General features: G+C 73.7%; 11 protein-coding genes. 3 read left to right on the top strand and 8 right to left on the bottom strand.

From position 1 onward, the window contains the following. Nucleotides 1-168 precede the first annotated feature (168 nt). Together ACFV9H_RS40070 and ACFV9H_RS40075 are read right to left on the bottom strand one after the other, a co-directional pair. Nucleotides 169-1,275, bottom strand: a complete 1,107-nt coding sequence (locus ACFV9H_RS40070; protein ID WP_385408700.1) for an S-(hydroxymethyl)mycothiol dehydrogenase — start codon at nucleotides 1,273-1,275, stop codon at nucleotides 169-171. Nucleotides 1,276-1,345: 70 nt separating this feature from the next. Further along, nucleotides 1,346-2,332, bottom strand: a complete 987-nt coding sequence (locus tag ACFV9H_RS40075) for a LysR family transcriptional regulator (RefSeq protein ID WP_385408702.1) — start codon at nucleotides 2,330-2,332, stop codon at nucleotides 1,346-1,348. Between the two features lie 71 nt (nucleotides 2,333-2,403). Here ACFV9H_RS40075 and ACFV9H_RS40080 point away from each other — a divergent pair, with 71 nt between their 5' ends. Together ACFV9H_RS40080 and ACFV9H_RS40085 are read left to right on the top strand one after the other, a co-directional pair. Continuing rightward, nucleotides 2,404-3,339 (top strand): dihydrodipicolinate synthase family protein, encoded by a 936-nt coding sequence (locus ACFV9H_RS40080; protein WP_385408704.1) that lies wholly within the window; start codon nucleotides 2,404-2,406, stop codon nucleotides 3,337-3,339. Between the two features lie 376 nt (nucleotides 3,340-3,715). Further along, nucleotides 3,716-4,462, top strand: coding sequence for a transglycosylase SLT domain-containing protein (locus tag ACFV9H_RS40085; protein ID WP_385408706.1), 747 nt, complete (start codon nucleotides 3,716-3,718; stop codon nucleotides 4,460-4,462). A 78-nt stretch (nucleotides 4,463-4,540) separates the two neighbouring features. Here ACFV9H_RS40085 and ACFV9H_RS40090 read toward each other — a convergent pair whose 3' ends face one another. The 6 genes from ACFV9H_RS40090 to ACFV9H_RS40115 all read right to left on the bottom strand — a co-directional run bounded on the left by ACFV9H_RS40090 (nucleotide 4,541) and on the right by ACFV9H_RS40115 (nucleotide 10,548). After that, nucleotides 4,541-6,199 carry a protein kinase gene (locus ACFV9H_RS40090; protein WP_385408708.1) on the bottom strand — a complete coding sequence of 553 codons (1,659 nt, stop codon included), beginning with the start codon at nucleotides 6,197-6,199 and terminating at the stop codon, nucleotides 4,541-4,543. Between the two features lie 27 nt (nucleotides 6,200-6,226). Then, nucleotides 6,227-7,852: a peptide-N4-asparagine amidase gene (locus ACFV9H_RS40095; protein ID WP_385408710.1), complete on the bottom strand. Its 1,626-nt coding sequence runs from the start codon at nucleotides 7,850-7,852 to the stop codon at nucleotides 6,227-6,229. A 129-nt stretch (nucleotides 7,853-7,981) separates the two neighbouring features. Further along, on the bottom strand, nucleotides 7,982-8,461 hold the full coding sequence (gene rraA / locus ACFV9H_RS40100; protein WP_385408712.1) for a ribonuclease E activity regulator RraA: 480 nt from the start codon (nucleotides 8,459-8,461) through the stop codon (nucleotides 7,982-7,984). Between the two features lie 92 nt (nucleotides 8,462-8,553). Beyond that, nucleotides 8,554-8,820, bottom strand: coding sequence for a GlsB/YeaQ/YmgE family stress response membrane protein (locus tag ACFV9H_RS40105; RefSeq protein WP_385408714.1), 267 nt, complete (start codon nucleotides 8,818-8,820; stop codon nucleotides 8,554-8,556). A gap of 67 nt (nucleotides 8,821-8,887) precedes the next feature. Then, the gene (locus tag ACFV9H_RS40110; RefSeq protein WP_385408716.1) at nucleotides 8,888-9,730 is read right to left on the bottom strand and encodes a DMT family transporter; all 843 of its coding nucleotides are present in this window, start codon (nucleotides 9,728-9,730) and stop codon (nucleotides 8,888-8,890) included. Continuing rightward, nucleotides 9,727-10,548 (bottom strand): phosphatase PAP2 family protein, encoded by an 822-nt coding sequence (locus ACFV9H_RS40115; protein ID WP_385408718.1) that lies wholly within the window; start codon nucleotides 10,546-10,548, stop codon nucleotides 9,727-9,729. Before ACFV9H_RS40115 ends, ACFV9H_RS40110 begins: the two co-directional genes overlap by 4 nt. A 179-nt stretch (nucleotides 10,549-10,727) precedes the next feature. On the opposite strand from ACFV9H_RS40115, the gene ACFV9H_RS40120 reads away from it, so the two are divergent. Continuing rightward, nucleotides 10,728-11,345, top strand: a complete 618-nt coding sequence (locus tag ACFV9H_RS40120) for a TetR/AcrR family transcriptional regulator (protein WP_385408720.1) — start codon at nucleotides 10,728-10,730, stop codon at nucleotides 11,343-11,345. Nucleotides 11,346-11,541: the final 196 nt, after the last annotated feature.

Genomic DNA, 11,541 nt, shown 5'->3' on the forward strand with positions numbered 1-11,541 from the left:
CTGTCGTCAAATTCCCGTCGTCGCCCGAAGGGCGGCCCCGCGGCGTCTGGTGCGTGCTCTCGGCGTGCCGGGCGGAAGCCCACGTACTGGACGTACTTGGGCTTTCGCCCGGTGCGGCGAGAGTGCGTGCCAGACGTCGCGGGGCAGACGGGAATTTGACGACAGGGCCTAGGGCTGTGTGGCGGCGCCCTGGAACTCGACCACGGAGCGGAGCACCTCGCCGCGTTCCATCCGGGCGAAGGCGTCCTCGACCCCGTCGAGCGGGATGGTCTCGGAGACGAAGGCGTCCAGGTCGAGCCGGCCCTGCAGGTAGAGGTCGATCAGCAGCGGGAAGTCCCGTTCGGGCAGGCAGTCCCCGTACCAGGAGGACTTGAGGGCGCCGCCGCGGCCGAAGACGTCGATGAGCGGGAGTTCGAGCTTCATGTCCGGGGTCGGTACGCCGACCAGGACCACCGTGCCCGCGAGGTCGCGTGCGTAGAAGGCCTGGCGGTAGGTCTCGGGGCGGCCGACGGCCTCGATGACCACGTCCGCGCCGTTGCCTCCGGTCAGTTCCTGGACGGCCTTGACCACGTCCTCCGTACGGCCGTTGACGGTGTGCGTCGCGCCGAGGCCGCGGGCCCACTCCAGCTTCCGGTCGTCGAGGTCCACGGCGATGATCCGCGAGGCTCCCGCCAGTCGGGCCCCGGCGACGGCGGCGTTGCCGACTCCCCCGCAGCCGATGACGGCGACGGAGTCCCCGCGTCCGACGTTGCCGGTGTTCAGGGCCGCGCCGAGGCCGGCCATCACCCCGCAGCCGAGGAGTCCGGCGGCGGCGGGCGAGGCGGCCGGGTCCACCTTGGTGCACTGGCCGGCCGCGACCAGGGTCTTCTCGGCGAAGGCGCCGATGCCGAGGGCCGGGGAGAGCGGGGTGCCGTCCTCCAGGGTCATGGGCTGGGTGGCGTTGTGCGTGGCGAAGCAGTACCAGGGCCGCCCGCGCCTGCAGGCCCGACAGGTCCCGCACACCGCACGCCAGTTGAGGACGACGAAGTCACCGGGGGCCACCGAGGTGACGTCCGGGCCGACCGATTCGACGATCCCGGCGGCCTCGTGGCCGAGCAGGAACGGGAACTCGTCGTTGATGCCGCCCTCGCGGTAGTGCAGGTCGGTGTGGCAGACCCCGCAGGCCTGGACCCGTACGAGCGCCTCGCCCGGCCCCGGGTCGGGCACGAGGATCGTCGTCGTCTCCACCGGTGCGCCCTTGCTCCGGGCGATGACCCCTCGTACGCGATGCGTCACGTCTACCCCGCTCTGGTGTCGTTGGCTCCTGTCAGAACGTACACGGGCCGCGACGGGTAGGGCAGTTGTGTCACCGCACGGCGCGCGGTTCGGCCAGTTCCGGTGGTACGGCCGCCCGCAGGGCCGCGCCGAAGGCCGCCACGGCGGGGTGGGCGGCGGCGCCGCTGCGGAAGGCGAGCCGGGTGCGGCGTCCCATGAGCAGGCGGGTGAGGCGCACGGCCGGATCGGCGGGGGCCGTGATGCCGAGCTGCGGTACGACGGCCACGCCCTGGCCGGCCGCGACCAGGGCGAGCACGGTGGCGAACTCGTCGACCTGGTGGCGGACCCGCGGGGTGAATCCGGCGGCCTGGCAGGCCCGCAGGGTCATGGCGTGGCAGAGGGTGCCGGGGGTGGCGGTGATCCAGGGCGCGTCGGCGTGCGTGCGCAGGACCGCGCCCTGGTCGACGGCCCGGCCCGTGTCGTCCCGCTCGTCCGGGTCGGGGGCTCCGTCCTTGTCGGGGGCTCCGTCCGGGTCGGGGGCTCCGGTCGCCGGCGCGGCCAGGTACATCGCCTCCTCGTACAGGGGCTCGGTGGCCAGGCCCGGCTCTTGGGCGGCGGGAACGAAGTCGTACTCGTGGACGAGGGCCACGTCCAGGTCCGCGGCCCGCAGCGCGTGCGCCACGGCCGCCGGGTCGGTCTCCGAGACCATGGGCTCCAGCCCCGGGTGGCACCGGGCGAGGGCGATCAGGGCCGCGGGGACGATGGCCCGGGTGGCGGTGGGGAAGGCCCCGATCCGCAGCACGCCGGCCAGGCCGCGGCGCGCCTCGGCGAGATCCGCTTCGGCCTGTTCCAGCCGCTCCAGGACGGCTTCGGCGTGCTCGACCAGGTGCAGGCCTGCCGGGGTGAGGCGGACCCGGCGGCCGGTGCGTTCCAGCAGCGGCAGGCCGGCTTCCCGTTCGAGGACGGCGAGTTGCTGGGATACCGCCGAAGGGCTGAAGGCGAGGGCGTCGGCCACGGCGGCGATGGTGCCGCGGCGGGCGAGTTCGCGCAGCAGGCGCAGGCGTCGTACATCGAGCATCGGCTCAGCTTACGGTTCTGGTAAGAAATGCGAACTGGATCTGTCGGGTCTGCCGGGTCAGGCTCTACCGCATGGCACAGGACACCACTCAGCACACGGCGCGGGCCTCCTCGCCCGGCGCCTCCCTCCACGGGATCCACGTACCGCTCGTCACCCCCTTCGACCGGGCCGGGGAGGTGGCCGCCGAGGCCCTCGAAGGCCTCGCGCACGAGGTGCTCGACGCGGGCTCCACCGGGCTCGTCGCCCTCGGCACGACGGCGGAGAGCGCGGCCCTCGACGAGGCCGAGCGCGACCTCGTCACCGACGTGTGCGCCCGGGTCTGCCGGGAGCGGGGCGCGACGCTGACCGTCGGCGCCGGGGCGAGCGGAACCCGGGCCGCCGAGGCCTCGCTGGCCCGGCTGGCCCGGTGGCCACAGGCGCGGGCGGCGCTGGTGACCGTCCCGTCGTTCGTACGGCCCTCGGCGGCGGGGGTGCTGGCTCACTTCGCGCGCTTGGCCGAGGTGAGCCCCGTACCGCTGATCGTCTATCACATCCCGTACCGCACGGGGCAGCCGCTGGACGCGGCCGCGCTGCGGGCGCTCGGGGCGCTCCCGGGGGTGGCCGGGGTGAAGTACGCGGCCGGGGGCATCGGCGAGGACACGGTCGCCCTGCTCGGTGACCTGCCGGACGGGTTCGAGGTGCTGGCCGGGGACGACGCGTACGTCTCCCCGCTGCTGGCACTGGGCGCGACGGGCGGAATCCTGGCCTCGGCGCACCTGGCGACGGCCCGGTTCGTGGAACTCGCCGGGGCCTGGCGGGCGGGGGACGTGGCGCGGGCGCGGACGCTGGGGCACGCGCTGGCCCGACTGTCGGCGGCGGCCTTCGCCGAGCCGAACCCGACGGTCGTCAAGGGCGTGCTGCACGCACAGGGGCGCATCCCGACCCCGGACGTACGGCTCCCCCTGCTGCCGGCCCCGGAGGCGGCGGTGACGGCCACGCTGGAGCGCCTGGCGGAGCTCCGCACCTGAGAATCACATGCCGGAAAATTCCCGCGATGGGCGATTTACCCCCTACGCGCGAGTCGCCCGAATGAGGCCCACGGAGAGCGGAGTTGCCCGTATTGGCCGCGGGCTCGCGAGCCCGTGATGTGAGTCACGCCGGATGCGCCAACATCATTTCCCGCGAGAGGCCGATTCCCTTTTCCCGGAAAGGGAATCGGCTATTGCACAGAGGCGCCGACAAGGTCATTTACCGGACGTATCGCGGGAAGTCGATCTACCGGTGGAATTCGGGTCTTGTTACCGCCCGGTGGGCTCACTTACGGTCGCCTCGTTCCCGGTGGTCCGAAGCCGAATCCGGCCCGCCGCCGTGGCTCTCCCGTCCCCCCACGTGAGGAATTCCGCCATGCCCGCAAAGGGAAAGCACCGTCGGCCGAAGCACAACCCGATCACCCGCAAGCTGGCCCTCGCCGGCACCGGTGGCGCGGCCCTCACCCTCCCGCTGATCAGCGCGACCACCGCCGGGGCCGTGGGGACGACCACCGCTCCCGCGGCTCACACCGCCGCCCCCGCGGCCCCCGCCGCGACTCCCACGACCTATTCCGTGGTCGCCGGTGACACCCTTTCCGAGATCGCTGCGGACCATTCCGTGAAGGGCGGCTGGAAGCAGCTCTACGCGGCGAACCGGAGCGTCATCGGTGACAACCCGGCGGTCATCCGGCCCGGCATCAAACTGCAGCTCGGCACCCAGACGGAGTCCGCCCGCGCGAGCAGGTCCGCCGCCCGGCCCGCCATCAAGCCCGCCGCGAAGCCCGCCGCCAAGCCCGCCTACGCGAACAATCTCGACGGGTGGATCCGCGAGTCCCTCGCCGTGATGGCCAAGCACGGAATTCCCGGTACCTACAACGGAATTCACCGCAACGTGATGCGGGAGTCCTCGGGCAACCCCCTCGCCATCAACAACTGGGACATCAACGCCCAGAACGGCATCCCGTCCAAGGGCCTGCTCCAGGTCATCGACCCGACCTTCCAGGCCTACCACGTGCCGGGCACCTCGACGAACTCGTACGACCCGGTCGCCAACATCACCGCGGCGTGCAACTACGCGGCCGCTCGCTACGGTTCCATCGACAACGTCAACGGGCCCTACTGAGCCCCCTGCGGGTGCGTACGAGGGGACTCTCCCTCGACCTGTGGTCCCGTACGCGCGTACGGGACCACGATCTCAACCTCAGGAAGCGACGACCTTCTTGACCTTGCCGTCGATGCCGGCGAGCACGTAACCGCCGCGGCCGTACTCGTCGCTGAGGTAGGGGCGCATGCAGGGGACCTGGTCCATCATCCAGGGCTCGACGATGACGTAGCGCGAGGTCGGGTTCTCCACGCCCAGGTCCTTCTTGAACTGCTCCAGCAGGCCGGGAAGGGCGTCCCAGTTGACCGTCGCCATGTCGATCAGCGGCTCGCCGTCCTTGACCGTGCCGTCCGGGCCCGTGCGCTTGGCCGCGCCGTCGCGGAACTGCCAGGAGTCGACGGTCTTGGCACCGGGGGCGGTGGGGATGGAGGCGAGGACGTAGCCGTCGTAGACCTTCAGGTCCACGAAGGTGGTCGTGCCCGTCTGCTGCTTGAAGGCCTCCAGGGCGATCCGGACGTTCTCCGGGGTGAGCATGCTGCCCCGCGCCGCGCTCACCTTGGGCGTACTCGGCTTCGGGCCGGGGGTGGTGGCCGCGGGAGGAGTCGCGGAGGCGGTGGGGCGGGTGGAGGAGCCGGTCTTCGCGTCGACGCGGTCGCCGTCGCCCGAGGTGCCGTCGGGCAGCATCTGGACGATCCCGACCACTCCGGCCGCCAGCACCGCCGCGAGCACGCCGCCGATCAGGGCCGGGAGCCTGCGCGGCGCGGGCGCGGGCGCGACGGGCAGGGGCGCGGTGGTGGCCGCGTAGGGGGGAGGGACCGGGCCGAACGGCGGCGGGGTGGGCGGAGCGTACGGCCCGTACGCGGCCGGGACGGTGGGAGCTGCCGAGGGTGGGGCGCCGACACCCGCGCCGAGAGCGGTGCTCGCGTCCCGGAGCAGTCGTTCCAGCTGCGCCCCGTCGGGCCGCGCGGCCGGGTCCCGTACGAGCAGCCGTTCCAGTACGGACCCCAGCGGGCCGGAGCGCACGGGCGTCGGGATCGGCTCGTCCAGCACGGCGACGACCGTGGCCAGGCTGGTGGCGCGGCGCAGCGGATGGACCCCCTCCGCGGCCACGTACAGCATCATGCCCAGCGACCAGAGGTCGGAGGCGGCCAACCCCTCCTCGCCCCGGACGCGCTCGGGCGCGATGTACTCCGGCGAGCCGATCAGCACCCCGGTCGCGGTGAGCCCCGTCGACTCCTGCAGGGCCGCGATGCCGAAGTCGGTGAGCACCGCCGACCCGTCGGGCCTCAGCAGCACGTTGGCCGGTTTCACATCTCGGTGGAGGATGCCCTCGGCGTGTGCGGCGCGCAGCGCGGACAGCACGTCGAGGCCGAGCCGCAGCACGTCCGCGAGCGGCAGCGGGCCGGACGCCAGCCGCTCGTGCAGCGAACCGCCCCGGACGAGCTCCATGACGATCCACGGATGCCCGTCCGCACCCTCGGGCGGCTCGACGATGTGGTGGATCGTCACGACGTGGGGGTGGGCGAGGCGGGCGAGGGCGCGGGCCTCGCGGACGGCGCGTTCGCGCAGTTGGTCGGCGAGACCGGGCTGGGCCGCGGCGGTCGCCGGGTCCGGCGGGCGCACCTCCTTGAGTGCGACCTCGCGGTGCAGGGCGATGTCGCGGGCGCGCCACACCGTGCCCATTCCGCCGCTGCCCAGGGGCGCGACCAGTTCGAAGCGCCCGTCGATCAATTGTCTGCCGGCCTCACCAGTGTCCATGGCGGGTCATCGTAGGCGCCGCCGGTGTCAGCAGCGTCGGCGGTCCTCGGTGACCGTGCCCTGCGCGGTGGCGACCGTGCGGTCGTAGCAGCCGCCCGGCGCCCCGGAACCGTGGAGCCGGTAGCGGGCGGAGGTGGTGCCCACGGCGTGGCGCTGGTCCCGCGGGACGTTCGCGGTGTAGGTGGCGTCTCCCGTGTACCGGTCGTCGAGGCGGGAGACGTCGACGCTGCGGCCGCCGCGCAGGGTGACGGTGTCGGCGCGGTCGCCGAGCGAGAGGACGGTGCGCAGCCGGTCCCCGGCGCCCAGGGTGGTCGCGCCGTCCATCGTGTACGTGCGGGCGGTCCGGGTGGTGGTCGGCCCGCGCGTCACGCTCTCCTCGTCGGTCCAGGTCGCGGTCAGGGCGTCGCTGTTCTCGCCGTCGGTCCAGCGGTGCACGGAGGTGCCCCGGACGGCGCGGGTGACGGTCGTGGTGACCCGGCCGTGCGAGGTGTCCAGGTACCCGGCGACGGTCAGCCGGTGGCCACCCTCGGTGTCCAGGCGGTGCTCCGCGCCGGGGGCGGCGGGCGTCCAACGCGAGGAGCCGGACGGTTCGCCCGGCTCGTGGCGGGTCAGGGCGCCGGTCACGACCTCGCGGGCCTCGTCCTGCCAGAGCAGCAGGTTGGTGGGGGTGCTCCAGCCGCTCTGCCCGGCCGGGACGCCGGCGACGGACACCTCGATCCGGTGCGGGCGGCCGTCGTTCAGGAGTGCGGCGAACGGGGTGAGGTCGTAGAGGATCGGCTGGACGTCGAAGGCGCGGGGGCCGGGAGTGACGTACCAGAGGAAGGGGTTGGACCAGCCACCGGTCCAGACGGTGGGGAAGGGCGCGGCGATGCCCGCGAGTTGCCCGTCGACGGAGACGCGGACCTCGCGGTGCGGCCCGTCCGCGGCCTTGCAGGAGTAGGGGGCCGCGTCGGGGGCGGTCATGTACCAGTACTCCTCGCAGCCGCCGCCGGAGCCGGTGGCGTACACCTCGGCGAGGAGTCGCTCCGTGTTGCGCGGGGTGGTGACCGACGGGGTGGTGAGGGGCAGGACGCGGTCGGGGGTGTCGGAGGCGGCCGGGGTGCGGCCCTCGGCGGCGTAGAAGGTGAGGGTGACCTTGACGTCGATGACTCCGGTGTAGGTGTCGTTGACGACGTTGCCGATGAGCATCTCGACGGGCTGCGGGCCGGCGAGGGTGTCGCGGTAGCGGGTGACGTCCTTCTCCACGCGCCAGGTGATGCCGTCCGGCGAGGGCTGCGGGGTGGAGGTGCGCAGGATCTCGACGCCGCCGAGGGAGAGGTTGCCCAGGCGGTCGTACTGGCGGCCCTTGACCTTGCCGTCGAGGCGGAGCACCACCTTGGCCCAGTCGGCCGCGCCGCAGTCGGCGGGCGGTGTGTAGCTGCCGTGGTAGGGGGTGAAGTCGCGGAACTGCGCCTCCGCGAGGGTCACCTGGCAGGACCGGGTCGCGGGCCGGGTGACGGGCGGGGCGGGGGTGAGGGGGTCGTGCCAGTCCGTGCCGAACTCGGCGGGCGGCGGCTCGGTGGGGGTCCGGCCGTGCGCGGGTCCCGCGGCGGCCAGGGTGCCGGCGGCCAGCGCGATCGCGCCGAGCAGGCCCATGATCCTGTGTCGTCTCATGGGCCCGCAGTGAAACCCGGCCCGCCGGGGCCGCGCCAGGGCGAGTGTGCGGGATGTGGCGTGATCTCGCCCCCCGGCCCGGCGCGGCCCGGCTCGATGAACGTCGGGCCGCTGCCGAAAGGAGCGGGCTCAGGCCGGCAGGACCACGATGCCGTCGTCGTCCGCGTGCACCGTGTCCCCGGGGCGGAAGGTCGCGCCACCGATCGTGAGCGGCACGTCCACCTGGCCCGCGCCGGTCTTGCCGCTCTTACGGGGTACCGTGCCCAGCGCCCTGACGCCGAGGTCGAGCCCGCCGAGGGCCACGCTGTCGCGGACGGCGCCGTTGATGATCAGGCCCGCCCAGCCGTTGCGCGCGGCCGCGCCGGCGATGAGGTCGCCCACCAGGGCGGTCCGCAGCGAGCCCCCGCCGTCCACGACGAGGACGGCGCCGTCGCCCGGCCCGTGCACGAGTTCGCGCAGCAGCGCGTTGTCCTCGTGACAGGAAAGGGTCCGCACCGGTCCGGCGAACAGCCGTCGGCCGCCCAGCTGCCGGAACTGCGTGGCGCAGATGCCGAGGTCCTCGCCGTGCTCGTCGTACATGTCGGCCGTGGGGAGTGGGGTGACGCTCATGTCGCTGAGACTTCCTCGCTGCTCGTTGTCGTTCGTACGTCGCGCCGTGCGGCCAGCGTAGTGGCCGCCCTGCGCGGGCCGGCGGACGCGGGTCAGCTGCGGGAGTTGCCGAAGAGGATCCGGTAGGCGATGAGCAGGACCAGGGAGCCGGCGATGGCGGAGCCCCAGGTGGTGAGCTCGAAGAACTCGGTCTGGATCGGCTTGTCGAGGAACTTCGCCGAGAGCCAGCCGCCGGTGAAGGAACCGGCGACGCCGATGAGCGTGGTGACGATCAGGCCGCCGGGATCCCGGCCGGGCAGCAGGAACTTGGCTATGCCCCCGGCCAGCAGTCCCAGGACGATCCAGCTGACGATTCCCATGCCCAGTCACTCCGTTTCGGTGGTTCGGTGTTCTCCGGGGAGGACGCGGCGCGGGCCGGAACGGTTCTCAGGCGGTGGCGCCGGCCATCGTCGCGGGCGGGGTCCGGGTCAGCAGGAGCACCCCTCGCGCCGCCGCCAGGGCTCCGGCCACCGCCAGCAGCAGGCCGAGCGCGCCGCCTTGGAGTCGTTCGCCGAGCAGGACCATGCCGATGGCGGCCGCGGCGAGCGGGTTGGACAGGTTCACCACGGCGAGCGGGGCTCCGAGCCCGCCCCGGTAGGCCCGCTGCGACAGGAGCATCCCGCCGACCGCGAAGACCACGACGAGCAGGGCCACCGCGACGACCCGGGCGCTGAGCAGGTCCCCGCCGCGGCCGCCGGCCACGGCCACGGTCTGGGTCAGGGCGGAGGCGGCCGCGGAGGCCAGCCCTGACGCGGTCGCGTGCCGGAGCCCGGAGCGCGGGTCCTTGCGGGCGGTCAACAGCAGGATCACGGCGGCCGTCGCCCCGGAGACGGAGAGGGCCTCGGTCAGCGTGAGGGTGTCGTCCGGGGCGGGCCCGGAGGCGGGGAGCAGCAGCAGGCCGAGCCCTGCGACGGTGGCCACGGTACCCCGCCATTCGGTGGCCGCCACCCGGCGCCCGGCTCCGCGCGCGCCCAGCGGGACGGCGGCCACCAGGGTGAGCGCGCCGAGCGGCTGGACCAGGGTGAGCGGCCCGTAGCGCAGGGCGGCCGCGTGCAGCAGCGCGGCGGCGGCGTTCAGTCCGGCCGACCACCACCAGGCGCCGTTGCCGAGCAGAGCGCCGACGGTGCGCGCGACGGCGGCCCGGGCGAGCCGTTCCTGGGCGACGGCGGCGGCCGCGTACGTGACGGCCGAGGCCAGGCAGAGCGCGACGGCGAGGGCGGTGGCGTTCACCGCCCCGCTCCCGTGGAGGCGGGGGCGAGGGCGGGGGCCACGTCGGATTCGGGGGCGTTCCGCTGTCCGGGCAGCCCCGGTACGGCGTTCCGCGGCGGCCGCGGGACCAGCAGCAGGGCCAAGCCGAGCAGGACGGTGGCCACGATGGCGTCGAGCCAGTAGTGGTTGGCCGTGCCGACCACCACGAGCAGGGTCACCAGCGGGTGCAGCAGCCACAGCGCGCGCAGCCGGGAGGAGGTGGCGGCGATCATGCCGAGTGCGAGCATCAGCGCCCAGCCGAAGTGCAGGGAGGGCATCGCGGCGAACTGGTTGGCCATGGTGTCGGCTTCGGGCGCGGCTCCGTAGACGGTGGGCCCGTACACCAGGCCGGTGTCGACGAGATGTGCCGGTTCGAACATCCGCGGGGGCGCGAGCGGGAAGGCCAGGTGCAGGACGAGGGCGGCGCCGGTGAGCACGGCCAGGACCCTGCGGGCCCACAGGTAGTGGCCGGGGCGGCGGACGTAGAGCCAGATCAGGAAGAGCGCGGTCGCGGGGAAGTGGACGGCCGCGTAGTAGGTGTTCGCCGTGTGGACGAGGGCATCGCCGTGCAGCAGCAGCCGCTGTATCGCGCCCTCGCCGGGCAGGTGCAGGGCGCGCTCGGCGTCCCAGGTCCGGTCCGCGTTGCGGAAGGCCTCGCCGGTGCGGCCGGTCGAGAGGGTCCGGCCCGCCTTGTAGACGGCGAACAGTCCGACGACGAGCAGCAGCTCGCGTACGAGGCGGCGGCGTGCCGCCCGCCGTATACCGGGCTCCCCGGACGTTCCGGTGATCTGGGCGTTCATCCCCCGGTCTCGCTTCCTGTTCGCACACACGACCCGACGTCGAACGGCATGACCCGACATCGACACGTCAGTGTATCGATACATTCGCGTATCGATACGCACGTGTACCGATACGCTCGCGTTCCCGTAGACTTCAAGGAGAGCCCGCCACCGAGGCGTCCCCGAGGAGAGCCGCACCCATGACGTCGACGCCGCCGACCCCCGCGCGCCGCTCCAAGATCACCCCGGAGCGGGAGCAGGAGTTCTACGACGCCGTTCTGGAGCAGCTGCGCGAGCACGGCTACGAGGCCCTGACCATGGAGGGCGTCGCCGCCCGCGCCAGCTGCGGCAAGTCCACGCTCTACCGGCAGTGGAAGACCAAGCCCCAGCTGGTGGCCGCCGCCCTGCGCGCGAACCGGCAGGGCACGCTCGCCGCCGTGGACACCGGGACGCTGGCGGGCGACCTGCGCGAGGCCGCCCGCATCGCGGCGGGCACCTCCGGCCGGGACACCCGCCTGACGCAGGCCCTCGGGCACGCGGTGCTCAGCGACGAGGAGCTGCAGTCCGCGCTGCGCGAGGCTCTTGTCGAGCCGGAGCTCGCCGCCTTCGACGCGATGGTGGAGCGGGCGGTGGCGCGGGGTGAGATCGCCGCGGACCACCCGGCCGTGGAGTTCCTGCCCGCACAGCTGATGGGCGTGCTCCGGATCCGGCCCGTACTGGACGGCCTGTACGCCGACGCCGACTACCTGGTCCGGTTCGTCGACGCGGTCATGCTCCCCTCCCTGGGCCTGGCGCCACCCGGCGGCCGGACCCCCTGAACCGGCGGGCCGCCGTCTCCATGACCGGACGGCGACCTGCCCGCGCTGCCTCGTGGGGACGGCGGCAGCGCGCCACCCGGACCGGGCGGCGGTCACTCACGCGAAGAGTGGCCGCCGCCCGGTCTGTGCGGTTTCAGGGGGTGTCTCGCCGATCAGGCCGGGCCCGCGGCGTCTGACACCGCGCCCTGATCCGGCC

Source organism: Streptomyces sp. NPDC059874 (genome assembly GCF_042731135.1).
Lineage (GTDB): Bacteria > Actinomycetota > Actinomycetes > Streptomycetales > Streptomycetaceae > Streptomyces.